The sequence below is a fragment of the Rhizobium sp. Rhizsp82 genome, assembly GCF_047325115.1.
In the GTDB taxonomy this organism is placed as follows: Bacteria; Pseudomonadota; Alphaproteobacteria; order Rhizobiales; family Rhizobiaceae; genus Rhizobium.
Genome location: NZ_CP168571.1, coordinates 628,486 through 654,093, shown reverse-complemented (window position 1 = coordinate 654,093; position 25,608 = coordinate 628,486). Strand labels below are relative to the sequence as shown.

Here is a 25,608-nt window from a genome sequence, read left to right as displayed (position 1 = left end):
TACCGTATTATACGTCCCCCCCAGCGCCGCTTCGTGCGACTTTCGCCGTGACGGAAGTCAGAGCGAGGGAGGACCAACATGTTGAAACGCCGATTGTTATTGGCGGCAGTTACCTGCATGCCGATGATCTTTGCCGCAACGGTCTCAGCACAGACGCTGAGCTACGCGGATGCCGTGACCAAGCTTGCCGACGATTGCGGCAAGGATATCCAGAAACTCTGCAAGGGGCTGAACCTTGGCGGCGGGCGCATTGCCGATTGCCTGCAGCAGAATGCAGACAAGGTATCGCCGGCCTGCAAGGCGTCACTGGCGACCGTCTTCCAGTCGATCACCCAGCGCGAACACGCGCAGACCGCCTACCGGCAGGTCTGCCAGCGCGACATGTCGAAGAGCTGCTCGGGCATCAAGGGCGACGGCTTCGTGCTCGCCTGCCTCGTGAAGAAGGAGCCGCGCGTCAGCAAGGAATGCAATCAGGTCATCACCGATGCAGGTTGGAGATAAAGCCATGAGACACAGCATTTCCAAAACCATGCTGCTCTTCGCCGCCGGGCTGCTGCTCTCGGGAACCGCCTCCGCGCAAGAGGTCTCGCAGGAACGGATCGTCAAGGGCCTCGGCAAGCTGACCGCGGCCGCCCCAGCGATCGATCTCGAAATTCTGCGGCAGGAGGCGATCAACGGCGGACACAAGCCGATGGCGGAGCTTCCGAACTGGAAGCGGATCGCCAAGCTGCCGCAGATGGTCGTCGAGATCAATTTCGAGAACGACTCCGTTGCCATCCAGCCGCAGTCCTACCGCACGCTCGGCCTGATCGCCGATGCGCTGCATCATCCGAACCTGTGGGCCTACAAGTTCCTCGTGGTCGGCGTTGCGAGCTCGACGGGCGATGAGAAGCACAATCTCGAACTTAGCGAGCAGCGGGCGGCGGCGATCAAGGAAGCACTCTCGACGACCTTCGCGGTCGATCCGCAGCGGCTCTATGCGATCGGGGTCGGCGAGTACCTGCCGATCGAAGGCAGCGATACCGCGGCATCGAACAACCGCCGTGTGCAGCTGATCAATCTCGGCGTCTTCAAGAGCAAATCCTGATCGCGGTTTGCGAGACCTCTACTTCTCGGTCACCTGCCTGTCGTCCAGCGGCAGGCCGGCGGCCGCGAGGCCGGCGAAGAAACGTTCCTGATCCTCGGGCCGTGCCAGACGCCGGCCGATCTCGCGCCTGACGTTTGGAATGAGAGCCGGCGAGCGGGTCTTGAGCCAGGTGAGCTGCGTTGCCGCCTCATCCTTCTTTCCAAGCGTGCCGAGAATGGCGAGCAGCACCAGGCGGTGCATCGGATTGTAATCGAGATCGGACATGCGCGACCAGAGTTCGGCCGCCTGCGTATCGCCGCGCATGAAGGCGCAAAGCGCCATCCCGACCTCGTAATAGCCGCGCGGTCCGGCATTCTTGCTGACGGCTTCAGAAATCAGCGCGCAGCCCTTATCCCATTCTCCCGACATCGACAGGCGCACGCCGTATTCGCCGGCAACCTCGGTATCGTTGGGATTGATGGCATAGGCGGCCGCCCCCGCCCGCATGGCCCCGGCATTGTCGTTTTCAAAGAAGTCGGCAAGCATCAGCGCCTGGAGAGCACGCGCATTTTTCGGGTCCAGCTGCACGGCGCGTTGGGCGAGATCCTTGGCGAGCTTCAGCGTCTCAGCATCCGGCTTGGTGTTCAGCTGATAGGGAAAGCGGAACTCGTCGAGATAGGTGAGCGACAGAAACGCGGCCGCGTTGGAGCTCTCCGGCGCCTTTTCGATGGCTTGCTGCAGGCAGGCTTTCGTTGCGTCATGGGCCGCAAGCGTCAATTCAGTGCGATAGCTGTAATAGGACAATGTGCAGGAGAACGCATCGGTGCTTCCGGCAATGCTGGCGGCATTTGTCTGGAACATGACCCCGAAGGGCCGCGCCACCGCGGTCACGATATCGTCGGCGAGGCTGGCCTGGGTCTTCAGGATGCCCTGCACCTTCATATCGGCATCGTAGTTATTCGCCCAGATGACGGCTCCATCGGCGCGCCGCATCAGCCGCGCCGTCGAGCGCAGCGTGCTGCCCTCGAGCCGGACGCTGCCCTGCAGCGCATAGAGCGGCTCGGGCGCGGCCTGACCGCTCCTGCTTTTCGGCAGGGCGGCAACGACGACGATGTCGTTGAAGGGAACCAGCTTCTCGATGACATCGTCGGTGATACCCCGCGATATATCGGAGGCAAGCCTACCCTCCGAGGCGCTTTCGAACGGCTCGACCAAAATGGTCGCGTGGTTCACCGGCGCCGGTGGCGTGGTGCCGCCGAACTCCCAGCCATGCAGCATGGCGGATGCGGCGACGAGAACCAGCAGCGCCCCTCCGGCGACGAACCAGTAGCGGGCAAGCGGCCAGTTTTGATCGGCAATGCCGCTGCTGAGACCGCGCCGGACCCATTTTTCCTGCCGACCATCATCTCCCGAGAAGGACACGCGGGCGGGCTCCACATCCTCATCCGCAGCCTCCTGTCTGACGTCGAAGACCGGTGCATATCCACCCCGGGGAACGGTGATGATCACCCGGTCAGCGCTGCCATCCGTCAGGTAATAGTGCTCGAGCTCCCGCCTCAGCCGGCCGGCCTCGATGCGCACGCAGGGGTCCTGCTGCGCGTCGAAATTCGCATCACGGCCGAAGACGGCCTGGGCAATGGTGAAAGCCTTGAGATAATCGCGCCGCCCGGCCAGCGTTTCGGCCACGACGAATTCGAGAAACCGTCTCGTCCGCTCGGGAAGACGGAATTCCGGGCTCAGCAAAATGCGCTCAAGCTGCTCCCGTACCTCACCCTCGGCCGGAATACTGCTGGTAGCGCTGTCAATACTTGCACTCGCCATCGGCTCCCCAGCCTCCGATTCCGTACAATTTGCAGCTTGATGCGCAACGATAATCCCAAGTTGTGGCCGCGGCAACGCAGGAGAAATATTAAATCAGATTACTCTTAATAACCCGAATGTGTAGGCACATGCGGTGCAATTCGGCGGCCCAAACGTAGGCTACAGTATCTTACTGCCCTCGCTTCTCCCCGCGCCCTATCATCTTCTCGACACTCTGGAGGAGATGGCGATGACAGCACCTGAAACGTCCACATCCAAACCCATGGCGAGCGCCGAGGAGTTGCGCAAACGCGCGCTCGAACTGCAGCTTCTGGAAATGGAGCGCAACGACAAGATCAAGGCGCGCGAAGCCAAGAAGCATGCCGAATTCGTCGAGGATTTCTTCCGCAAGCATATCGGGGAAACCGAGCGCGCCGTCATCAAGCGGCTGGTGATGAAGGCGGCGGCGGACGGCAAATACGAGGCGCTGATCTACAGCTTCCCATCGACCTTCTGCACCGACAGCGGCCGGGCGATCAACAACAACCTCCCCGGCTGGCAGAAGACGCTGCAGGGCCGCGCCAAGGAGCTGCACGAGCTTTTCGAAGAGGTTGCCAAGCCGCAGGGCTACGGCCTGAAAGCGATGATCATCAATTTCCCCGACGGCATGCCGGGAGATGTCGGCTTCTTCCTCACTTGGGAACCGCCTGTCGAGGAGTAAGACAGGCATCGACGAAGGATTGGCACGTTGAAACTGACCGAGATCGAGCGAAAGTTCCTGGTCCGCAATGACGGCTGGCGCTCCTGCGCCGCCGATCCGCATGTCTTTCAGCAGGTCTATCTTTCCCGCCGTGACCAGACCACCGTCCGCGTCCGTCTCATCGACGGCACCTCGGCGCTGCTGACGATCAAGTTCCGCAGCGTCGGCTTCACCAAGCAGGAATATGAATATGAGATCCCCGTCGACGAGGCGATCGACCTGCTCACCAAGACCGGCCATGTGCTGGAGAAAACCCGCTACCACGTGCTCCATGACGGCAGGAATTGGTATGTCGATGTCTTCGGCGGCGCCTACAAGGGGCTGACGCTTGCCGAGGTCGAAATGGCGAGTGAGGAAGATTGCCCCAATCTGCCGCAATGGCTAGGGCGGGAAGTGACGGGCAAGAAGCGCTATTCCAACCGCGCCATGGCCGCTGCGCTGCGGATTCCTCCGCCAACGCAGGGCCATGCCGCCGCCGCTGATATCAGTCGTTGACGACGCTCCAGTTGGCGTCCGGATTGAAATCCTTGATCGCCGCCGCCAGTTCTTCGGTCTTCGGTCCGAGATCGCGCTGATAGATGACGTTCATCGCATTGACCATGAAGGTCTGGACACCCGTCACCCGGTATTTGACCGGCCAGGCGATAAGCGCGAAGCCACCGGTCATATAGCCGTTGACGATATAGCTCTGCTTGCCGCCGAGCACATTGTCGCCCTGGCCCGTCAGGATCCGGTAGCGGTAGCCGAAATAGCCCTCCCCGCGCTTGGCAGCGCCAAAGGCGGCGTTCTCGACGAGAGCGCTTGCCGGGCTTTCCTCGGGATAGACATTCGGATCCCAATAGAGACCGTCGAGCTTGCCGGGGCTGCTGATCAGCTTGCGGGCAAATTCCTGGATACCGTCGCCGTCGCGGTCTTCCGAGACGTATTGATACTGGGCCGCCACATATTCCCGCATCGTATCGATGGTCGCGAGCTCGTTCTCGCCGACACGGCGATTGACGATCTCCTCAAGGCCGCGCTTGGTATCGAAAGCCCATTTGCCGTCCTTGTTCTCAGTCAGCGGAAACGGCAGCGGCCAGAGCCGGTCGCCGATCGTGATGACCTTCATGCCTTCGAAATCGCGCATCATAACCTGCCGCTCGGCGCCTTCGCGGATCAGCCCATAGGCAATCATCGCCGCATTGTTGGCACGCAGCTTGTCGGCCTTGAGGCCCAGCAAGTTGGCGAGATCGTCGATATTGTTGGAGGCGAGCACCGCCTTCAGCCGGTCCAGCGCCAGCTCCGGTGTGTCGAAGGTCTGTTGCGGCGATGTTGCCCGGTATTCGGCGAAATCGCTATTGGATTGCGCGTGCGCCGGGGCGGCTGGCAGTGCGCCCAGCGCCGTCGCAAGGATGAGCGGAATTACGGTCGAACGACGTTTCATGATGTAACTCCCGGGTTGAAAGGGTCTCAGCGGCGCCGGCCGCCGCCACCACCACCACCGCCGCGATGGGCAGGCGGACGCCTGTGCTGCGCAGGCCGCGATTGTGGGCGATGCCCGCCCATGCTCTGTCCGCCACGCTTGGAGGCGACGGCCTCGCGCCGGCCGGACTGGACATTGCCGAGCGCGCTTTGCTGGCGTGCGCGGTTGTCGGGCCGCGCCGCCATCTGCGGCTTGTTCGGCCTCTTCGCCGCCGCCTTCTGCGCAGGTTTGTTTGGCCGGTTGGCGGAGTTCTGCGGGCGGTTGTCAGGCCGGGCCGCGGCGTTCTGCCGGTTGCCGGCGCCGGCCTTCGGTTGCGGCCGGTCCTTCAGCCCCTGCGCCGTTCCCTTGCGGATGTCGTCTGCGCGGGCAGACATGGCGCGGTTGGCGGGCAGCTGGCTCGCCTTGAGATCGGACGCGCGGTTGCGCAGCTGGTTGCGATTGTCGCCCTGCAAACCCGATTTAATGGCCGAACGATCGATCTTCGCCAGTTGATCCCTGTTGATATTCAGCTTGCTGCGATCAACCTTCGTCCAGTCGACATCATTCCACTTCAGCTTTCCGTTGAAGTTCCGGTCGTTAAAGCAATTGTTGCAATCGATATCGACATCGCCGTTCCACCGGCCGCCCCAGACGCCCCAGTCATCCCAGTTGACGATCGCCGCCCAGGCGAGACCGGTCACGGCGCCTGCGAAGAAGAGCGCTCCGGGGTAGTAATAGTTGTCGTAATATTCGGGATAGTAGGAAATGGGCTGCGAAACATAGGCCGGCTCATAGAGCATTTCCGGCGGATATTGCGGAATGTAGATTTTTTCCGGATTGGTCGGGCGAATGATGATGTTGTCGTTTTCGGTAACGACCGTCACCTTGTCATCGGTCTTGATGATGTTCTTCGCAACCGCCTCGTCGCGAAGCTGCTGGATGGCGATCAGCACGTCCTTTTGCTGGTTGGTCAGCGCATCGGCGAGCGACTGGGTCCAGTCGAGGTCGTCGCTCATCATCTTGACGACCTCGGGATAATTCAGGAGCGAGATGACGCTGCCGTCCCAATCGCTTTTCGGCTTGAGGTCGGCATTCTTCTTTTTCGCGTCGAGGAAGCGCTGCGCCTCGATGATCTGCAGCGGGAAGAGCGAGGCGGACGATATGGCCGCGACGAGTTCATCGGGATAGAGGGCGATGCGCGCCACCAGCACTTCGAGCTGGTCGTCAGTCAGCAGCGCTGCCGGGGCTTCGGCCGCCGCCGTCTGTGCCGGTGCTGCGGCCGGCTTCGCGGCCTGCGCATAAGCGGGAATGGCTGGGTGCAACGCGATGATCGCGAGAACGGACAATCCGCTGAGCAGTTTGCGGGAAATTGCTTTCATCGCTCAAAGACCTCCCTTGGATTTATTGAATGGCAGGCACGCTCAAGGCGATTTCCGGCCGTTCTCCGGCGCTTGCCGGAGGACGACGATCTTCGACTGGGCGATGGCCTCGCCCATCTCTTTCAACAGCGCATCGACGAGACCCGCATATTCCAGCTGCCGTGCATCACGGAGCGTCTCGGGAAGCCGGTCTGTCGTCGCCATGGCCTGTGCCGCAGCCGCGAGATCCTCGCACATGCTGTGGAAGGCATCGTTCACGTAAAAAAGCCGCTGCACGAGCCGCTTCTGGTCGGGGAAGTAAACCTCTGCCGCCTCCAGCGCCGACAAATATGCAGAACCACCCTCTCCCGACACCATCTCCGCCCCCGCCGAACTGCGCCAAGCAGACATGAGAAATATATAGCAACCGGCTCTGCCGCAGACGTAAAATACGTGATCTTACGGCGGCTCGTTTCGAAAAAGCCTTTGAATTCAATCCTAGTCGGTAAAGAAGCGCGCCGTCCCCGCTCGCCCCTGCAGCCGGGACTGCTCTCGCCTGTCCGCCCGTCCTGATCGCGCCGATAGAGATTACGCGATGCTACAGGCCTCACCGGCAAAACGGGTCTAACATCCGCCTGTCGATAGCGATCAAAACGGCTCGTTCAGACCAGCCGGAGGGAGGAGCCGTGTTTCTCGACTATTTTGCCCTGGGGGTCCTGGTCTTCGTGGTCATCACCCTTTTCTATGCGGTGATCGCGATCCATGACATTCCGCATCTCATCGCCAAATCACGCAATCATCCGCATCAGGATGCAATCCATGTCGCTGGCTGGGTGAGTCTCTTCACGCTGCACGCCATCTGGCCGTTCCTCTTCATATGGGCAACGCTCTATCGCGAGGATCGCGGCTGGGGCATCCGCCAGGATGGAAAGCTGTCGGCCGAGGCCGAGGCAAATGCCGAAATCGCCCGTCTGCACGCCCGCATCGCCGAGCTCGAGGGACAGACGCCGCAGAGGGAGAATGCCTGATGGATCTGCTCCTCATCCTGACCTATGCCGCGATCTGCTGGACGATCTTCAAGATCTTCCGCATCCCGGTAAACCAGTGGACGCTCTCGACCGCCGTTCTCGGCGGCGTGTTCCTGATCTCCGGCCTGTTGCTGCTGATGAGCTATAACCACCCCTATTCGAGTGATGGGCGCATCTACTTCACCTCGGCTCCGGTCATTCCGGTCGTCGGCGGGCAGGTTGTCGAGGTTCCCGTGACCCCGAACGTACCGCTGAAGAAGGGCGATGTCCTCTTCCGCATCGATCCGCGGCCCTATCAGTTCGCCGTCGATCAGAAGAAGGCATCGCTTGCCGAAGCCAAACAGACCGTTCTGCAGCTGAAGGCCGCACTCGACGCCGCGAACGCGGCCGTCACCGGCGCCGAAGCCTCTCGTGACCGGTCGTTGCAGGCCTTCGAGAAGTTCCAGCAATCCAACGAGAATTCGAAGTCGAGCGGCCGCGGCGCTGTTTACTCCGAACTCGAAGTCGAAAACCGCCGCGGCATCTATCTGACGGCAGAAGCAGCGGTTGATACCGCCCGCGCCCAGGCTGCCCAGGCAAAGCTCGCCTATGAGGCCGAAATCGACGGAACGAACCCGACCGTCGCCCGACTTCAAGCGGAACTCAACAATGCCGAGTACGAGCTCGACCAGACCACGGTGCGCGCACCGACGGATGGCTATGTCACCCAGGTTTTCCTGCGTCCGGGCATGATGGCCAATCCGCTGCCGCTTCGCCCGGTCATGGTGTTCATCAACAGCGAGGACCGGATGCTTGCCGCAGCCTTCATCCAGAACTCGCTGCAACGCGTGCGCGTCGGCGATGATGCCGAGGTGTCGTTCAAGGCCGTGCCCGGCAAGATCTTCAAGGCGCGCGTCCAGGAAGTCATCGACGTCATGGCGCAGGGCCAATTGCAGCCGAGCGGTGCGCTGATCGACCCGCAGGCGCCCGAACGCGTCGCGCCCGGCCAGACGCTGGCACGCATCGAGATCCTGGAAAATACCGATCAATATCAGCTACCTGGCGGTGTCGTCGCCGATGTCGCCGTCTACACGCACTATTGGCACCACGTCGCCATCCTCCGCAAGGTTCTGCTGCGGATGAGCGCTTGGATGAACTACGTGTTCCTCGAACATTGATGCAAAAGGCGGCTCGCGCTTGGGCGGGCCGCAGACAACGGAGATGCAGTGAAACGATAGGAGCAGGCGGTGATAGGCAGTCTACCGATGTTGCGAGGCCTGACCGGCTTCAACAAGGACTGGTTGCGCAGTGATATCCCGGCCGGTTTGTCGATCGCCGCCGTCGGCCTGCCGAGCGCCATCGCCTACCCCGCAATCGCCGGCCTGCCACCCGAGACCGGGATCTATGCCAGCATCGTCGCACCGATTGCCTATGCGATCTTCGGCCCCTCGCGCCTGCTCATTGTCGGACCCGATGCCGCGACCATGACCGTGCTTGCTGCAGCGATGGGAACGATCGTCGCGGCAGCCCCGGCCGGAGCGGAAGTCGACCGGGTGGCGATCGCCGCGGCGCTCGCGCTCGGCGTCGGCATCTGCTGCATCGCCGCCAAGCTGTTGCGGCTCGGCATTCTCGCAAGCTTCCTTTCGCGCCCCATTCTCGTCGGCTTCTTTGCCGGTGTTTCGCTCTCGATCCTCGTCGGGCAGATCGGCCGCTTCACCGGCGTGAAGATCGAATCGGAGGGATTGATTGCGCCGTTGCTGGAGATCGCGGCGAAGGTTGCCGGGATCCATTGGCCCTCGCTGCTGCTCGGGCTCGCGATGTTTGCCCTGCTGTGGATCGTCAAGGCCTTCCGATGGCGCGTTCCCGGCCCGGTTCTGGTCGTCGTGATATCCGTCATCCTGTCGGCGCTTTTCGATTTCCAGGGCCGGGGCATCGCCGTCGTCGGCGACCTGCCGAGCGGGCTGCCCGCCTTCTCGATCCCCGCATTCCAGCATATGCCGCTCGACAAGATCATCCTCGGTTCTGCCGCGATCTTTCTCGTCAGCTTCGGCGCCGGCATCGTCGCCGCCCGCAGCTTCGGATCGCGCACCGGCGAGGAGGTCGACGCCAACCGGGAACTGATCGGCATCGGCGCCGCCAATATCGCGCCGGGGCTCTTCGGCTCTTTCCCGGTCAGCGTCTCGGACTCCCGCACCGCGATCAACCTGTCGACCGGTGGCGTTTCGCAACTCTCGGGCCTGGTCTCGGCGGCGACGCTGATTGCCGCACTCGTCTTCCTGCACGGCGCCCTTCGGATCCTGCCGATCCCGGCGCTCGCCGCCATTCTGGCGACGGCGGCGATCAGCCTTATCGATGTCGATGAGCTCAAGAAGATCTGGCGCATCAGCCGCATGGAGTTCGTCTTCGCGCTGATCGCCATGTGGGGCGCGATCAGCTTCGGCGTGCTGAACGGTGTGGTCGTCGCCGTCGGCGCCACCTTCGTCTACCTGCTGCGCCAGACCATGTTTCCGCGTGATGGCCTGCTCGGCCGCATCGAGGGCCGGCACGGCTTCTTCGATCTCAAGCGCTATCCGGAAGCCCGCCCGGTCGAGGGCGCGGCCGTCTTCGCGGTGCAGGGGAGCATCCTTTTCTACAATGCCGACTATGTCCGCATCCGGCTGACCTCCGTCATCAAGGAGCTTCCGCCGGAGACCAGGTGCCTGGTGCTCGATGCCAGCGCGATCAGCCAGATCGACAGCACCGGCGCCACCGCTCTGGAGGCCGTGGCCGAGCTTCTCCAGAAGCGGAACATCACCTTCGCCATCGCCGATCTCAGCGAGGACAGCCGGCCGATCCTGGAGCGCGCCGGGGTGATCAAGGCGATCGGTGCCGAGAACCTTTTCAATGGCAGGGAAGAAGCTCTGCGGACGCTGATCGGCGACATCGACCAGATCGGCCCGGCCGCAGTCGCGCATAACGCATCTTAAACACGCCAGGAGGGAGAGCCATGGAAGAGAACTACGAACCAACCGAGGCCAATGGCGACGCAACGCCCAAGACCAAGGCGAAGAAGAAAAAGAAGGCCTGGGACTACGACAAGGAAATCGTCCGCCTGCAGGTGGAGCTTGCGCATCTGCAGGCCTGGGTGAAGAAATCCGGCGCCCGGATCGTCATCGTGTTCGAGGGGCGCGACGCTGCCGGCAAAGGCGGGATGATCAAGCGGATCACCGAGAAGGTCAGCCCGCGCGTCTTCCGCGTCACGGCGCTGCCGGCACCGACCGAGCGCGAGAAATCGCAGATCTACATGCAGCGCTACATCGCCCATCTGCCGGCCGCCGGCGAGATCGTCATCTTCGACCGCAGCTGGTACAATCGCGCCGGCGTCGATCGGGTCATGGGTTTCTGCAGCGACAAGAAGGCGCAACGCTTCCTCGAGCTCGCACCGCGTTTCGAAGCCGCGATCGTCGAAAGCGGGGTCATCCTGCTCAAATATTTCCTGACCGTCAGCGAGGAAGAGCAGGAACGCCGCTTCCGCCGCCGGATCGACGATCCGATGCGGCAGTGGAAGTTGAGCCCTATGGACGTCGAATCCTACCAGCGCTGGTGGGACTACACACGCGCCTATGACGAAATGCTGCGCATGACCGACACCAATCATGCGCCCTGGTGGATCGTACCTTCCGACGACAAGAAGCGGGCGCGCATCAACTGCATCTCGCATATTCTGCAGTCGATCCCCTATGAGCGGCTGAAGTTCGACGAGCCCGATCTCGGCAAGCGGCAGAAGCGTCCGTCCGACTTCATGGAAGATCGCAGCGTCCGCCATGTCGTGCCCGATACGACGGCTTAAGCAGCCGGCCGGGGATAGGCGGATACCGGGATGGAGCAGATAACCGAGAACACGGCTCCACGAGCCGATTCAGGCCAGATCTCGATCGAGGCCCGAGTGAGCGATATCGTCCGGCTGGGCATCATCGCGCTCTTTGCCTATTGGACGATGGTGCTCATCGCACCGTTCCTGCTGATCGTGATCTGGTCGGCCATCCTGGCGGTCGCCCTCTATCCATTGTTCGCGACCGTGTCGCGGCTGATCGGCAACCGGCCGGTCATCGCCGCAATCGTCATCGTCATCGGTTGCCTCGTATTGATCATCGCGCCGCTGGCGCTCGTCGCCGTGAATTTCGCCGACACGGTACAGGGCCTGATCGGCAAGCTATGGTCCGGCAACTTCACCCTGCCTGCCGCCCCTGAAGCCATCAAGGCATGGCCCCTCGTCGGCGAACGGCTGCATGAGTTCTGGAACCAGGTCTCCGGCGACCTCGCCTCCACCATCATCAAGTTCCAGGCGCCGATCCGTGAGGTGATGGGCGTGGTCGTCACCAAGCTCGCCTCGATCGGCGGCGGCGTCCTGAGCTTCGTCGTCTCGATCATGCTGTCCGGGCTGTTCCTGACGCGCTCGGCGCGTCTCGCCTCGGCCGTTCAGGTGCTGGCAAACCGGGTCGCCGGCGAAAAGGGTGTAGGATTTGCCCGGCTGGCCGGGAATACCGTGCGCAACGTCTCGCGCGGCGTCATCGGCGTTGCCTTCCTGCAAACGCTGCTGTGCGGCCTCTGCTTCGTGATCTTCGGCGTTCCCGCCCGCGGCGCGCTGACCTTCCTGGTCTTCATGTTCTGCGTCATGCAGATCGGGCCGGGGCTGGTGATCCTGCCATTGATCATCTGGGCCTGGTTTTCCTGGCCGGCGGGGCTGGCGCTCGTTTTCACCTGCGTCGCGGTGCCGATCACCCTCGTCGACAATGTGCTGAAGCCGATCCTGATGTCGCGCGGTCTCTCGACGCCGATGCCCGTCATCCTGATCGGCGTCATCGGCGGCACGCTCTCGCATGGTCTCCTGGGGTTGTTCCTCGGACCGGTCATCCTCAGCGTCTTCTATGAGCTGCTGCGCGCCTGGGCCTGGCCACCGGCAGCGCCGGAGAATGCGGCCACGGATCCGGTCGTCGGCCTGCATGGGCAGCTGGAGCGGAACCTATAGGTTCAGCGCTCGGTACAGTAGACGACGATCTCCTGCTCGATTTCGCGGCATATCTGCTCGTATTCGGTCACGAGCTTCTCTTCCCTTGGCCACTGATTGCGGAAGCGGTCGAGCGCATCGACAGCCAGATCATAGGCTTCGAACATCTCCCCGAGCGCCTCGCTGCTGACACCCGCCAAGAGATGACGGATGTCGGGCAGTCGTAGCATCAGTTTTCTGCGGCCGCGTTCTCGGCTCATGGATCAGCTCCGCGTTCAACGCACTCCCCGTGCATCTAATACGAAGCCAACAAGGCATCAGATCGTTCCCCGCGATCACAAAAATGTATCGATCCGGGACCGAAGAGGTCAAAGACATATCCCTATTCGGGCAAAGCCGTCTGCTGGAAGAATGTCACGGTTGCAATATCCGGCGGCCCGAACCAGGTGGTGAAGAGCGCCGGGAAATCCTGTGCGGCATAGGTCTGGCTCAGCGCCCGGTCGACGGCAGCGCGGAAATCTTCGTCACCCCGCGCCAGCTCGAGGCCGAGCGGTTCGAAGGTGAAATAGCGCTGGATGACGATCAGGTTGCCTGAATTGTCGCTGCGGGCCGCCGCATCCATCAGGAGCGGCATATCGCCGAAGAGGACAGCCGAACTTCCGTCCAGCACGCGCGTGATCCCTTCCTGATAGTTGGCGACAGGTGTCGCCGTCGCCGCGAGCTGGAAGGTCTTGATCCTCTCCGAAAGCCAGCTCTCGCTGGTGCTGCCGGCAATCGAGGAGAAGGTCTTGTGCTCGAGGATCGTTCGCGCGGGAGATCCGCGCCAGACCGGCCGGTCGGAGGGCTGCCCATATTGCAGCACCTCGCGAAGCGCCAATGGCGAACTGGCGCTCAGCAGCGCGCCCGTGCCGCTCGGAAAGATCGGCAGTGAAAAGGAAACCACCTGCCGCCGCGTCAGCGTCACCGGCTCGGCGCCGCAGACGATATCGGCGGCACCGCTCTGGATTGCCTGCGTCTTCGCGTCGCCGGCAAGCGAGACCCATTCGACGTCGAGCTTCTCAAGCTGTAGCTGCGTCTTCAGGCTGTCGGCGATCTTGTTGCAGAGCGCAACGGCATAGCCATCCGGTTTCCCCTGCCCGCCGTCGAAAGAGAAGGGCCTGGCATCCGGGTCGTAGCCGAGCTTGAGCGCGCCGCTCGACTTGACGCGGTCGAGCGTCTGGGCCGAAGCCGGAACGGCAATCGCCAGCGCGGCGGCAGCCGCTGCCAAGGCGATGGCGGCAAGCGCCCAACGGGGATTCTGTCCTGACATGTCTGGTCCTCCCGCTATTGGCCGGCCGGGACGCGGTTCGCGCCGGTGGCGAAACGCGGGGCAATCAGGCCGTAGATGATGAAGCCGATACCTGTGACGATCATGCCGCCGAGCACCGCATCCTTGCCGGAGGCGTAGATCGCAAAGACGCTATAGGCCATGCCGATGATCACAACCGTCGCATTCAGCCGGAATTTCGACTGCGGCACACCCGCGGCCCTCATCATCACGAACAGGGCCGAAAGCGAAATGATGTAGGGCAGCACATTGGTGACCACCGCGAGATTGACGAGCGCCGAGAACTGCTCGCTCAGTGTCGGCGATATGGTCATCAAGGCAAGGCCGGTCTGAACGATACCAAGGACGATCATTCCCGGGACCGGAGCCCCCATCTCGTTGACCCGCTTGAAGATCGACGGAAACATCCGTTCTTCGGCCGCCGTACGCGCCGTCTGCGCGATCGTGAACTGCCAGCCGAGCAGCGACCCGAGGCAGGCGAGCACGGCGAGCGCCATGATGATCGAGCCGATCGTCGGGTTGAACATCGTGGCATAGGCGAGCGCGAACGGACCGGTCGAGCTTGCGAGATCCGCATTCGGAACGATGCCCTGGATGACCGTCGTCGACAGGATGTAGATGACGGCGGCGCCGAGCGTGCCGAACATGCAGGCAAGCGGCACGTCCCGTTTGGGATTTTCGACGGCATCCGAGTTCTGCGCGGCCGACTCCATGCCGAGGAAGGCCCAGAGCGTCAGCGAGATGCTCGACCCCATGCCCTGCGCGATGCTCACCCCCTTCGGGTTCCAGGCGGCGGCGAAGGTGGTCGAGCTGAACCACAGCCAACCGATGATCGACAACAGCCCGACCGGAATGATGACGCCCCAGACCGTGACCGAGCCGATGCGCCCGGTGATCCGCGGCCCGCCGAAATTCGCGGCCGTCGTCAGCCACAGAAGCACGATCAGCGCCAGGCAGGTCATGACGGGCGTCGAGGTCAGCACCGGGAAGAAGCCGGCAAGATAGCCGACCGCCGAGATGCCGATGGCAACATTGCCGACGGCAAGCGACAGGAAATACAGGAAGAAGACCATGAAATAGCCGTCCTTCCCGTAGGCATCCTCCGCATAGGCGGACATGCCGCCCGGCCGCTGGTTGAACAGCCCCGCCTGCGCGAAGCCATAGGCGATCGCCATCGAGCCGACGGCCGTTACCAGCCAGGAAAGCAGGGAGATCGCGCCGACCTGGGCCATGTTGGCCGGCAGCATGATGATGCCTGATCCCATCATGTTGACGGCAACGATGAAGGTCAGCTGCACAAGATTCATCTTCTTCTTGGCCGTCGTTTCGGCTGCAAGATGCATTGTGTTGTCGGTCATGATGACATCCTCCCGTCCCCGCTATTCGCGCACGACATAGGTGTAGAATTTGATCCGTCCGTCGACCCGCTCCTGGAACACACCCTGGACCTCGTAGTTGAAGCCGGGAAAACGGTTGAAGGATTCTTCGAAGGCCAAGAAATAGTCGCGCATCGGGCGCGCCCGCTCGTCCCAGCGCTCGCCGGGCACGATGACGCCGATACCCGGCGGATAGATCAGCGCCAGCGTCGCCGAGATGCGCCCGGCGGCCTCTGTCAGCGGTACATAATCGACATTGTTGGCGACAAGCGCCTCGTAGGCGAGCTTGGGCGGGAGTGCCGGCTCCGGAAAGCTCTCGGAGCGGAAGCAGAGCCGCTGCAATTGCTTGACGCCGGCCTGGCGGTAGAAGGAGTGCATCTCCTTGCACACCTGGCGGACTGTGTAGCCCTTGTAGCGCTCGTGATTGGCGGCGAATACCGTCGGCAACACCTCCTGCAGCGGCGCATCGCGGTCCCAGAGGTTCTTGAACTTCACCAGCTTGGCGATCAGCGTGTTCAGCTTGCTCTCGTCCTCGGCGGGCGTCATCAGGAAGAGCAGGCTGTTCAGATCGCATTTTTCCGCCACCACCCGCTGTTCGCGCAGGTAATTGGCAACGACCGTCGCCGGAATGCCGAAATCGCGATACTCACCGGTCTTGCGATCGATCCCCGGCGTGAGCAGCGCCAGCTTGTTCGGATCGACCATCGTATAGCCGGGCGCATAGCCGGAATAGCCATGCCATTTCGCCTCCGGATCGAAGCGCCAGCATTGCTGTTCGCGCTTCAGCACATCGGTCGGGATATCCTCCCATCGCGTTTCTGCGAGGTCGCTGGTGTGCTTCGAGCCCGATATCGACACCTTGTCCGGTACGAAGGGATCGAAGAACCATTGCTCCTCGGCGTCGCCGGCCTTCGTCTCGTAGTGATGGACGAAGCCGCGCAGCTTCTTGCGGGCCTCGATACCGAGTTCGATGCAGCGATCCCACAGCATTTCGCCGGCCTTGCCCTCGTGCACCTTGGCATTGACGTCGAGCGAGGCGAAGAGCGGATAGAAGGGTGAAGTCGAGACGTTCATCAGCAGGGATTCGTTGAACCGCTTGTGCTCGACGAACCGGCGCTGGCCGCTGATATGTTCGTCCCGCTTGTGGATCTGCGAGGCCTGCGAAAAGCCCGCTCCCTGCTTGTGCACCGACTGGGTCGAAAATAGGCCGGGCATATCGGGCCGAAGGTCCGTCAGCCGCATCGGGCTATGTCCCTCGAACAGCGGATGGAAGGCGTTGTAGCCGATCCAGGCCTCGTCCCAGAGAACGTAATCGCAGAGGTGGCCGATCTTCTCCATCACCTGGCGCACGTTGTAGATCGTGCCGTCATAGGTGCAGAGCTGGATGCAGGCGAGCCGGAACGGCCGGTCGGCGCGGGCGCGGCTCTTGTCCTGCACCAACGGATGCGCCTCGATCCGCTGCCGCAGAGCGCCCTCGTCCCAGGCCTCCCAATCGACGGCGCCGATCATGCCGAAGGAATTGCGGGCTGTGGGCAGATAGACCGGAATGGCGCCGGCCTGCACCAACGCTCCCTGATGCAGCGACTTGTGATTGTTGCGGTCGAACAGCACGAGATCGCCCGGCCGCAGCACGGCATTGGCGACGACCTTGTTGGAGGTGCTGGTGCCGTTGAGAATAAAATAGGTGCGGTCAGCGCCGAAGATGCGGGCCGCCTGTTTCTGCGCTTCTGCCGCCGGCCCCTCATGGATCAGGAGATCGCCGAGATCAACATCGGCATTGCAGAGATCGTTGCGGAAGATGCTTTCGCCGAAATATTTGAAGAACAGCTGTCCGGCCGGTGATTTCCGGTAAAACTGTCCGCCCTGATGGCCGGGGCAATCGAAGGCGATATTCGCCTCGCCGTCATAGGCCATCATGCCGCCGAAGAATGGCGGCAGCAGCGACTTGCCGTAATTGTAGAGGCTTGAAATGACCTGCTTGGCATAGAAGGCTGGCGTCTGCTGGCCGAGATAGACGAAGCCATCGACCTCACCCGCCATTTCGACGACATCCATATCCGAGATCGTCAGCGTATCGGCCATTGCCCAGATCGGCGTGCGGAAGCCGATCTCCCTGACGGAGCGCAGGAAGCGCCGTGCATCGGGCAGCCGTCCACCCTCCACCGAGCCGACATAGGCACCCACCGAGGCATCCTCGGAAACATCGGCGGAATAGTCGTCGCGCAGCTCCACCTCGAAATTCTCGGCCGCTATCTGCGCGACCAGCTCCTGGACCTGCGGATTACCGCCATCGGCGACGATCACCACCTTCAGCATCTTGTGGAAGGGGATGGCGACGGTCGGAGATTTCACATCGCGCGGGATCATTGTTCCGGTCCTTCTGCAATGCAGTCGACGAGATAGCGCCGGCCACCATCGGCAGGCGCAAAACGCAGGCCGTGGATATCGGTCTCGAAGCCCGGAAACTTGCGGTCGAATTCGCGGGCATAGAGCAAGTAGTCCTGGATCGACTTGGTCGCCGGCGTGATGCGCTCGCCGGGCATGATCAGCGGAATGCCGGGCGGATAGGGGACGATCATCACCGCAAGCATGCGGTTCATGAGATCGTCGATCTCGACGCTCTCGATCTTGCCCTTGACGAGCCGGTCATAGGCATCGGCAGGCCGCAGCGCCATATCGGGCAGCACCGTATACATCTCGCGCTGCGCCTTCGGCACGTCGTCCTTGCGATAGACCGCATGAATCTGCTCGCAGAGATCCCTGAGGCCCATCTTCCCATAGGCTTCCGGATGGGCGGCGGCGAGCGCCGGCAGCACCCGCGTCAGCGGTGCATTGGCGTCGTAGAGATCCTTGAAATTGATGAGCTCGGTGACGAGCGTGCTCCACTTGCCCTTCGTGATCCCCATAGAGAACAGCACGAGGAAGGAATAGAGGCCGGTCTTCTCGATCTCGATGCGGCGGGACGAAAGGAACTTGGTGACGACGGCGGCCGGTATGCCGTGTTCCTGCATGGCGCCGCTGGCGGAAAGGCCGGGCGACAGGATGGTGACCTTGATCGGATCGACCATCACATGGTTTTCAGCGAGCCCCGCAAAGCCGTGCCACGCTTCGCCGGGCCGCAGCACCCATTCGACGTGATTGTCGCTCGGCGTATGTTCGGCAACGGTCGGTTCCCAGACCTTGAACCACCAGCCTCCCGCCGTCTGCGTCCTCACCGAATGCATGGCGCGGCGAAAGCTGATCGCCTCGTCGATCGTCTCCTGCACCAGCGCCCGGCCCGCCGGCTGCTCCATCATAGCGGCGGCGACGTCGCAGGAGGCGATGATGCCGTATTGCGGCGAGGTCGAGGTGTGCATCATGAAGGCTTCGTTGAAGCGCGTCACGTCGAGGCGCTTGTTCTCGGCATGCTGGATATGGATCATCGAGGCCTGCGAGAGCGCCGCCAGCAGCTTGTGGGTCGAGTGCGTAGCAAAGGTGATGGCGCTCTTCGAGCGGGCCGGCTGCGTCGACGAGATGCCGTGGAAGCCGTCGTAGAACTCGTGGAAATTCGCATAGGCATACCAGGCCTCGTCGAAATGCAGCACCTCAACCGCATCCCCGAGCGACTCCTTGATGGCATCAACATTGTAGCAAAGCCCGTCATAGGTCGAGTTGGTGATGACCATCAGCCGCACCTTGCCGCTCGTCTGACCGGCGAAGGGGCTGGCCGCGATCTTGCGGGCGATGGCTTCGGGGGTGAACTGATCCTTGGAAATCGGCCCGATGATGCCGAGGCCGTTGCGTGACGGTGTCAGATAGATCGGTGTCGCGCCGGTCATGATCAGCGAATGCAGGATCGACTTGTGGCAATTGCGGTCGCAGAGTACGAGATCGCCGCGGCCGACCATACCATGCCAGACGATCTTGTTCGCCGTCGATGTGCCGCCGACCACGAAGAGCGTTTCGTCAGTGCCGAAGATGCGTGCCGCATTCCGCTCGCCCTCGGCGATCGGCCCGACATGATCGAGCAGCGAGCCGACACTGCCGACCGACACCGAAATATCGGATCTCAGCGTGTTCTCGCCGAAGAAGGAGTAGAAGAGCTGCCCGACCGGGCTCTTGCGGAAGGCAACGCCGCCGCCGTGACCCGGCGTATGCCAGGAATAGGCGCCCTCGAGCGTGTATTCCATCAGCGCCTTGAACATCGGCGGCGGCAGCCGGTCGAGATAGGTGCGTGCCGCCTGCACGATGGCGCGGGCCATGAACTCCGCGGAATCCTCGAAAAGCCGCATGAAAGCATTGGCGTGCCTGAGCACCGCCGTCGGAACGTCCTCGGCCGTCGTGTCGTCGCCGAACAGGAAGATCGGCAGCCGGTCGTTCTTCTGGCGCTTGGCGCTCAGAACCTCCTCCAGCACCCGCCAGCGCGTCGTCCGGTCCTCGGCACCATCGACGGAGACGAGCCAGCAGGATTCGGTATTGAACACCTGTACGAGGCGGCGGGCATCGTCGTAGGAAATGCCCGAGACGATGCGGAACCCCTCCCGCTCGATCGCCGCTGCGAGATCGCGCATGCCGCGCCCGGCCGCGCTCTTGCCGTCAAAGTCCTCGTCGATAACGGCTACCGGAAATGCCTGTTGGAATTCCATGCGCCCCTCCAAAGCCTGGACGGCTGAGCTATTTCGCCATGGGAGGAGATCGTACACACCGGGGGCATGAGCGTCGTTGATTGCAATCAAGGCGCGACCGAAAGAGGCCGGTGGCTCTATTCGGCCCATTCCGTATCGGCGGTAAAGGCAATCGTCAGCCAGCGGTTGGCGCTTTCATCGCCGATCGCATCGCCGATCTCGTCGCGCAGCGCGTCCCACTGCTCGATCGTCCTGGCAGGCAGGCCTTCGGGCACGATGAAATAGAGCTCGATCTGCGTTGCCCGGCCGACGCGCGCGACATAGGCGCGATGGGAAAGGAAGCCGAGCCGCTGCACGATCTCCGAAGCCACCCGATCGACATGGTCTTTCAGGTCGACCGGAGCGATCAGCAGGATTTCGGTCAGCGCCCGCCGCACCGTGCCGATCGGAAGCGGGATCATGACGAGGCAGACGAGTGCGAGCACGGCCGGATCCAGATAGGCGGCAATCCAGGCAATCGGCGTCGCCTGCACCGCCATGCCGGCGAGAAACGCGATCAAGAGCGCAAGAGCGATGCCGCCCGACATGATCCAGGCCTTGATGTCGAGCGAAACGAAATCGGATTTGATGCGCCGGTTCAGCCTGATGCCTGAAAACGCCATGATGGCGCAGACGACCACCGTCGAGGCGGAATAGAAGACCGCCATGCCGAAATGCAGCTCGTGCCCGCCGTTCAGGATGCTGATAATGGCGCTGATCAGCGCGTAGACACCGACCGTCATCAGCAGGCAGCCGTTCAGCATCAGCACGATCGGCTCCAGATGCCAGAAACCCATGGTGAAGCGGTTGCGGATACGGCCGGAGCGAGCGTCGCTTTTCGTCGAGTCGATGATCAGGCTGGAGACCCAGAGCGCTAGTCCGGTCATCGCCGCGTCGGCCAGCGAGTAGACGCCATCGAAGGCGATCGAGAACGATCCTGAGAGAATGCCGAAGACAACGCCGAGCGTGGCGACGACGACGGTGGCCGCGATCGAAATTCTGAGAAACCCCTGCTCGCCCATCCTCTTCCGCCCTCCGGACCAGATCACTGTTGCGCCTACTATAAAGGCTAGCCCGCCCGCGGCGACTACGCATTGATCCGAATTGCGGGCGCCAAATTTTGCAACGACAATCGCGCCTCGAAGGCAAAACCCTTGGGTCATCGGCTCAAGCGGAGCTCGGGAGGGACGGCATGACCAGCTCATCTGACGGCAAAAGCCTCGGACTCGCCGCCTGCACCGCGATCGTTGTCGGCAATATGGTGGGCTCCGGCTTCTATCTCTCGCCGGCCGCGGTCGCCCCCTATGGCAATCTCGCCATCCTCGTCTGGATCATCATGGGCGCCGGCGCCATCTGCCTCGGCCTGACGTTTGCGCGCCTGGCGAGCCTCGTTCCGGCGGTTGGCGGACCCTATGCCTATACCCGTCTCGCCTATGGTGATTTTGCCGGCTTCCTGATCGCCTGGGGCTACTGGATCTCGATCTGGACATCGCTCCCCGTCATCGCCATCGCCTTTACCGGCGTCATCGTCGACCTGTTCCCGGCGCTCGGCAATCGCGTGACGGCGACGATCCTGACACTCGGGGTGATCTGGACGATCGTGCTCGTCAATCTGCGCGGCGTTCACGCCGCCGGTCTCTTCGCCCAGGTGACGACCTATGCCAAGCTGCTGCCCTTCGGCGCCGTCGCCATCATCGGCCTCCTCTTCATCGACACCTCGCATTTCGCCGACTTCAACCCGAGCGGCCAACCACTGCTGCAGTCGATCGCGACGCTCGCGCCACTGACGATGTTTGCCTATCTCGGCCTGGAATCGGCGACCGTTCCTGCCGGCGACGTCCAGAATGCCGAGCGGACCATTCCGCGCTCGACCGTGCTCGGCATTTCCATCGCCGCCATTCTCTATGTGCTCGGTACGATCGTGGTGATGGGGCTGGTGCCGCGCGAACAGCTGATCCATTCCGTCGCGCCGTTCTCGCAGGCAGCCGGCATCATGTGGGGACGCCCGGGCGAGCTGGCGATCTCGCTTGCGGTCCTGCTCTCGTCGATTGGGGCGCTGAACGGCTGGACGCTGCTGATGGGCCAGGTTCCGATGGCCGCCGCCCGCGATGGCCTGTTCCCGCCGCTCTTCTCGCGGCTCTCCTCCCGCGGCGTCCCGGCCTGGGGCATGATGGTCTCGGCCTCCCTCGCGACGATCCTGGTGCTGGTCCAGGCGATCGGTTCGGAGGGCTTTGCGGCTGCCTACAAGCTGATGGTCGGCTTGAGCACCATGGCGGCCGTCGTTCCCTATGCCTTCTGCGCCCTTGCCGGAAGCCTCGTGGCCGGCGCGACGCAGGGGCGAATGCCGCGTGTCACGGTGATCGAGCTCATCGCCTTCATCTTCGCGATCTTCACGCTCTATGGCTCGGGCGCCGAGCCGGTGCTCTACGGTCTTGTCCTCTTGATGCTCGGCATCCCCGTCTATGTCTGGCAACGGCGCAATGGCCGCGAAACCGTCAGCCAAACGAAAACGGCGCCAGGTGCAGCAACGCACCCCGCCGTTTCCGGATAGTCTCTCGCTGACGCTATCAGCCGTGCCAGGTCAGACCGGCAAAGCCCGTGTTGATGATCGTTCCGCGATCGCCGCGCACCATCCCGGCGATATCAGCCAGCGACCCGATGGCGGCCGTCTTGCCGCTGGTGCGGGCAAAGTGACTGGCGGCCTCCACCTTCGGCCCCATGGAACCGGCAGGGAAAGAGAACTGCTCGAGATCATCGGGGCGCACCCGATGGATCGCCTTCTGCGAGGGCTTGCCCCAATCGATGCAGACGGCTTCGGCATCGGTCGCCATGACCAGGAGGTCGGCGCGCAGCTCGCGCGCCAGAAGCTCGGAGCAGAGATCCTTGTCGATGACGGCCTCGACGCCGATCAGTTTGCGATCGGCGCCCTTCTCGTACATCGTCGGAATACCGCCGCCACCGGCGCAGATGACGATCGTGCGCTGCTCCAGAAGCCAGCGGATCGGCCGGATCTCGAAGATGCGCTTCGGAGCCGGCGAGGCGACGACCCGCCGCCATTTGTCGCCATCCTGCTTGAAGACCCAGCCCTTCTCCCCGCGGATACGGTCCGCCTCACCCTTGTCATAGACCGGCCCCACGAACTTTGTCGGGTTCTGGAAGCCGGGATCGCCAGCATCCACCTCGACCATCGTCAGCAGCGTTGCGAGCGGTTGCTCGAAGGGAAGGAGATTGCCGAGCTCCTGCTCCAGCATATAGCCGATCATACCCTCGGTCTCAGCGCCGAGAACGTCGAGCGGATAGGCTTCCTCCGGCTTGTAAGCCGCCCCCTGCAGGGCGAGCAGCCCCACCTGCGGGCCATTCCCGTGAGTGATCACCACCTCATGTTCGGCGGCGAGCGGCGCGATGGCCTGAGCCGCGACGCGGGCGTTGCGCCGCTGGCTGTCCGCGGTCATGGCTTCCCCGCGCCGGAGAAGCGCATTGCCGCCGAGTGCTATGACGACACGCATGCTCAATCCCCCAGGGTCGCGACGAGCAGGGCCTTGATCGTGTGCAGGCGGTTCTCCGCCTGCTCGAAGGCAACGTTCGCCTCGGACTCGAAGACATCGTTGGTGACTTCAACCCCGTTGGTCATGCCGTAGTCCTCGGCGATCTGCTTGCCGAGCGTGGTTTCGGTATCGTGGAATGCCGGCAGGCAATGCATGAACTTGGTCTGCGAATTACCGGACGCCTTCATCAGATCCGTGTTGACCTGATAGGGCGTCAACAGCTTGATGCGTTCGCGCCAGACCTCCTTCGGCTCACCCATCGATACCCAGACGTCGGTATGGATGAAATCCACGCCTTTGACGGCCTCCTTGGGATCTTCGGTGACAAGCAGCTTGGCGCCCGAGGCCTGCTGAAGATCCTTGGCGATCTTCATATACTCCTCCGACGGCCACAGCGACCTCGGTCCGCAAATGCGCACATCCATGCCGAGCAGGCAGCCGACGATCAGCAGCGAGTGCCCCATATTCGAGCGGGTATCGCCGACATAGGCATATTTGATATCGGCGATCGGCTTGTCGCTATGTTCGCGCATGGTCATGACGTCGGCGAGCATCTGGGTCGGATGATACTCATCCGTCAGGCCGTTGTAGACGGGCACGCCGGCATAGCGTGCCAGCGTCTCGACGCCATGCTGCGCGGCGCCGCGATATTCGATCGCGTCATACATGCGGCCAAGAACGCGCGCCGTGTCCTTGAAGGATTCCTTGTGGCCGATCTGCGAACCGGACGGGTCGAGATAGGTGACATTCGCGCCCTGATCGGAGCAGGCCACCTCGAAGGCGCATCGCGTCCGCGTCGAGGTCTTCTCGAAGATCAGGCAGATCTCCTTGCCCTTCAGGTGCTGCTGCTCGGTCCGGGCATATTTCGCCCGCTTCAGATCCCGGGCGAGATCGAGGAGATAGCGGAATTCCCGCGAGGTATAATCCTGCACGGTCAGAAGCGAACGATTACGCAGATTGAAGCTCATGGTCTTGCTCCGTCAGTCTGTTCGTGGATGAAGAGGGTCATTAGGCCGGGTCGCGCCAGATCGGGCATGTCATGCAATGCCCGCCGCCACGGCCGCGCCCGAGTTCGGCGCCGCGTATGGTGATGACCTCGACACCGGCCTTGCGCAGAAGCGTGTTGGTGTAGGTGTTGCGGTCATAGGCGACGACGACGCCGGGTTCGAGGGCGACGACATTGTTGCCGTCGTCCCATTGCTCGCGCTCGGCCTGATAGGAATTGCCACCCGTCTCGACGACGCGCAGCTTCGGCACCTCAAGCACTTCGGCGACGACATCGAGCATCGGCCGGTTTTCGGGGCGGATCTCGAAAGTGCCGTCGTCGCCCTTCGGGTACATGCTGTAGCAGCGGATCTGATCGACGACCTCGGCAAACAGCGTGACGACATCGCGGTCGCAGAAACTGAAGACCGTATCGAGATGCATCGCCGCGCGGCTTTTCGGCATCAGGCAGCCGATGACGCGCTTGGCGGCCTTGCTGCGGAACAGCGCCTGCGCCACCTGGCCGACGGCCTGATAGGTGGTGCGCTCACCCATGCCGATCAGCACGGTGCCATTGCCGATCGGCATCACATCGCCGCCTTCGAGCGAGGCATTGGCAAACTGATCGTCCGAATCCCCCCACCAGATCTGGAAATTGGCGCCCTTGAAGAATGGATGGAACTTGTAGATCACCCGCTGCAACAAGGTCTCGGCGCGGCGCGCCGGCCAGAACATCGGATTGCAGGTGACACCGCCATAGATCCAGCAGGAGGGGTCGCGCTGGAACAGCGTGTTCGGGATCGGCGGGATGACGAAATCGCTCGCCGGCAATGCGCTGAGCATCAAAGCCTTTGCCTTGACATCGGGCAGATCGGAGATCGCGATGCCGCCGATCATGACGGCGGCGAGCTGGGTGGCCGGCATTTCGTCCAGCCAGGGCCGCATCGCCTCGGCGACCTGCGAACCGATGACATTCGGCGTGATGCGACGGTCCAGCACGAAGGCGCGTGCCTGCTCGTTGGCAAGCGTCTGCGCCAGCAGGTCATGGAGTTCGAGAACCTCGACGCCGCGCTCCTGCATCTTCAGGACCATGTCATAGTGGTCCTTCTGAGCCTCATGCACCCAGAGCACATCGTCGAAGAGCAGGTCATGGCAATTTGCCGGCGTCAGCCGTTGATGTGCGAGCGATGGTCTGCAGACCATGACGGTTCTGAGCTTTCCCACCTCAGAATGAACACCGAAACCACGCATGCGGGTCCTCCTTCCAGCCATCGGGATGGCGGCCGCGCCGCCGGTTTCTTGCCGTCAGTCTAT

23 protein-coding genes are annotated in these 25,608 nt (G+C 62.6%); 10 read left to right on the top strand and 13 right to left on the bottom strand.

The annotated features are described in order from the left end of the window. The first annotated feature begins 78 nt into the window (after positions 1-78). Both ACEN84_RS27255 and ACEN84_RS27250 read left to right on the top strand, forming a co-directional pair. The gene (locus ACEN84_RS27255; RefSeq protein ID WP_413712362.1) at positions 79-501 is read left to right on the top strand and encodes a cysteine rich repeat-containing protein; all 423 of its coding nucleotides are present in this window, start codon (positions 79-81) and stop codon (positions 499-501) included. Between the two features lie 4 nt (positions 502-505). Beyond that, entirely contained in the window at positions 506-1,087 is a 582-nt protein-coding gene (locus ACEN84_RS27250; RefSeq protein ID WP_413712361.1) for an OmpA family protein, read from the top strand. 18 nt (positions 1,088-1,105) lie between these two features. Here the strand turns inward: ACEN84_RS27250 and ACEN84_RS27245 are convergent, their stop codons facing one another. Then, positions 1,106-2,887, bottom strand: a complete 1,782-nt coding sequence (locus tag ACEN84_RS27245; RefSeq protein WP_413712360.1) for a hypothetical protein — start codon at positions 2,885-2,887, stop codon at positions 1,106-1,108. Positions 2,888-3,116: 229 nt separating this feature from the next. Between ACEN84_RS27245 and ACEN84_RS27240 the strand changes: the two genes are divergently transcribed. Together ACEN84_RS27240 and ACEN84_RS27235 are read left to right on the top strand one after the other, a co-directional pair. Continuing rightward, positions 3,117-3,587 (top strand): hypothetical protein, encoded by a 471-nt coding sequence (locus ACEN84_RS27240; protein WP_199628230.1) that lies wholly within the window; start codon positions 3,117-3,119, stop codon positions 3,585-3,587. A gap of 27 nt (positions 3,588-3,614) precedes the next feature. Then, complete coding sequence (locus tag ACEN84_RS27235; protein ID WP_413712359.1) at positions 3,615-4,121, top strand: CYTH domain-containing protein; 507 nt, start codon at positions 3,615-3,617, stop codon at positions 4,119-4,121. Here ACEN84_RS27235 and ACEN84_RS27230 read toward each other — a convergent pair. Genes ACEN84_RS27230 through ACEN84_RS27220 form a run of 3 tightly spaced genes read right to left on the bottom strand, consistent with a single transcriptional unit; the run spans position 4,111 to position 6,803 of the window. After that, the gene (locus ACEN84_RS27230) at positions 4,111-5,049 is read right to left on the bottom strand and encodes a DUF2950 family protein (protein WP_413712358.1); all 939 of its coding nucleotides are present in this window, start codon (positions 5,047-5,049) and stop codon (positions 4,111-4,113) included. The genes ACEN84_RS27235 and ACEN84_RS27230 overlap by 11 nt on opposite strands. A gap of 26 nt (positions 5,050-5,075) precedes the next feature. Further along, positions 5,076-6,446 carry a DUF3300 domain-containing protein gene (locus tag ACEN84_RS27225; protein ID WP_413712357.1) on the bottom strand — a complete coding sequence of 457 codons (1,371 nt, stop codon included), beginning with the start codon at positions 6,444-6,446 and terminating at the stop codon, positions 5,076-5,078. Between the two features lie 42 nt (positions 6,447-6,488). Beyond that, the gene (locus ACEN84_RS27220) at positions 6,489-6,803 is read right to left on the bottom strand and encodes a hypothetical protein (RefSeq protein WP_413712356.1); all 315 of its coding nucleotides are present in this window, start codon (positions 6,801-6,803) and stop codon (positions 6,489-6,491) included. Between the two features lie 308 nt (positions 6,804-7,111). Here ACEN84_RS27220 and ACEN84_RS27215 point away from each other — a divergent pair, with 308 nt between their 5' ends. The 5 genes from ACEN84_RS27215 (at position 7,112) to ACEN84_RS27195 (ending at position 12,440) form a co-directional block, all read left to right on the top strand. Continuing rightward, positions 7,112-7,453, top strand: coding sequence for a DUF3302 domain-containing protein (locus ACEN84_RS27215; protein ID WP_112711152.1), 342 nt, complete (start codon positions 7,112-7,114; stop codon positions 7,451-7,453). Beyond that, on the top strand, positions 7,453-8,610 hold the full coding sequence (locus ACEN84_RS27210) for an HlyD family secretion protein (protein WP_130281516.1): 1,158 nt from the start codon (positions 7,453-7,455) through the stop codon (positions 8,608-8,610). The genes ACEN84_RS27215 and ACEN84_RS27210 overlap by 1 nt, the downstream gene beginning before the upstream one ends. Before the next feature lie 69 nt (positions 8,611-8,679). Next, positions 8,680-10,398, top strand: a complete 1,719-nt coding sequence (locus tag ACEN84_RS27205; RefSeq protein ID WP_413712355.1) for a SulP family inorganic anion transporter — start codon at positions 8,680-8,682, stop codon at positions 10,396-10,398. Between the two features lie 20 nt (positions 10,399-10,418). After that, positions 10,419-11,261 (top strand): polyphosphate kinase 2, encoded by an 843-nt coding sequence (gene ppk2, locus ACEN84_RS27200; RefSeq protein ID WP_112711155.1) that lies wholly within the window; start codon positions 10,419-10,421, stop codon positions 11,259-11,261. A gap of 30 nt (positions 11,262-11,291) precedes the next feature. Then, positions 11,292-12,440, top strand: a complete 1,149-nt coding sequence (locus ACEN84_RS27195; RefSeq protein ID WP_413712354.1) for an AI-2E family transporter — start codon at positions 11,292-11,294, stop codon at positions 12,438-12,440. A 2-nt stretch (positions 12,441-12,442) separates the two neighbouring features. On the opposite strand, the gene ACEN84_RS27190 is transcribed toward ACEN84_RS27195, so the two are convergent. The 6 genes from ACEN84_RS27190 to ACEN84_RS27165 all read right to left on the bottom strand — a co-directional run bounded on the left by ACEN84_RS27190 (position 12,443) and on the right by ACEN84_RS27165 (position 20,787). Continuing rightward, the gene (locus ACEN84_RS27190; protein ID WP_112711157.1) at positions 12,443-12,679 is read right to left on the bottom strand and encodes a hypothetical protein; all 237 of its coding nucleotides are present in this window, start codon (positions 12,677-12,679) and stop codon (positions 12,443-12,445) included. A gap of 122 nt (positions 12,680-12,801) precedes the next feature. Beyond that, the gene (locus ACEN84_RS27185) at positions 12,802-13,728 is read right to left on the bottom strand and encodes an amino acid ABC transporter substrate-binding protein (protein ID WP_413712353.1); all 927 of its coding nucleotides are present in this window, start codon (positions 13,726-13,728) and stop codon (positions 12,802-12,804) included. Between the two features lie 14 nt (positions 13,729-13,742). Further along, on the bottom strand, positions 13,743-15,104 hold the full coding sequence (gene potE / locus ACEN84_RS27180; RefSeq protein ID WP_413712352.1) for a putrescine-ornithine antiporter: 1,362 nt from the start codon (positions 15,102-15,104) through the stop codon (positions 13,743-13,745). Positions 15,105-15,125: 21 nt separating this feature from the next. Further along, positions 15,126-17,489 (bottom strand): ornithine decarboxylase, encoded by a 2,364-nt coding sequence (gene speC, locus ACEN84_RS27175; RefSeq protein ID WP_413712351.1) that lies wholly within the window; start codon positions 17,487-17,489, stop codon positions 15,126-15,128. Further along, positions 17,486-19,747 carry an Orn/Lys/Arg decarboxylase N-terminal domain-containing protein gene (locus tag ACEN84_RS27170; protein WP_413712350.1) on the bottom strand — a complete coding sequence of 754 codons (2,262 nt, stop codon included), beginning with the start codon at positions 19,745-19,747 and terminating at the stop codon, positions 17,486-17,488. The genes speC and ACEN84_RS27170 overlap by 4 nt, the downstream gene beginning before the upstream one ends. A gap of 116 nt (positions 19,748-19,863) precedes the next feature. Beyond that, on the bottom strand, positions 19,864-20,787 hold the full coding sequence (locus ACEN84_RS27165) for a cation diffusion facilitator family transporter (RefSeq protein WP_413712349.1): 924 nt from the start codon (positions 20,785-20,787) through the stop codon (positions 19,864-19,866). 170 nt (positions 20,788-20,957) lie between these two features. Here ACEN84_RS27165 and ACEN84_RS27160 point away from each other — a divergent pair, with 170 nt between their 5' ends. Beyond that, positions 20,958-22,316, top strand: coding sequence for an amino acid permease (locus ACEN84_RS27160; RefSeq protein ID WP_130281532.1), 1,359 nt, complete (start codon positions 20,958-20,960; stop codon positions 22,314-22,316). 16 nt (positions 22,317-22,332) lie between these two features. On the opposite strand, the gene arcC is transcribed toward ACEN84_RS27160, so the two are convergent. From arcC to arcA, 3 genes are read right to left on the bottom strand one after another with little or no spacing between them, the layout of a single operon-like run. After that, entirely contained in the window at positions 22,333-23,271 is a 939-nt protein-coding gene (gene arcC, locus ACEN84_RS27155) for a carbamate kinase (RefSeq protein WP_413712348.1), read from the bottom strand. A gap of 2 nt (positions 23,272-23,273) precedes the next feature. Next, the gene (locus ACEN84_RS27150) at positions 23,274-24,278 is read right to left on the bottom strand and encodes an ornithine carbamoyltransferase (RefSeq protein WP_112711165.1); all 1,005 of its coding nucleotides are present in this window, start codon (positions 24,276-24,278) and stop codon (positions 23,274-23,276) included. A gap of 40 nt (positions 24,279-24,318) precedes the next feature. Further along, positions 24,319-25,545 (bottom strand): arginine deiminase, encoded by a 1,227-nt coding sequence (arcA, locus tag ACEN84_RS27145; protein WP_130281538.1) that lies wholly within the window; start codon positions 25,543-25,545, stop codon positions 24,319-24,321. Positions 25,546-25,608 lie beyond the last annotated feature (63 nt).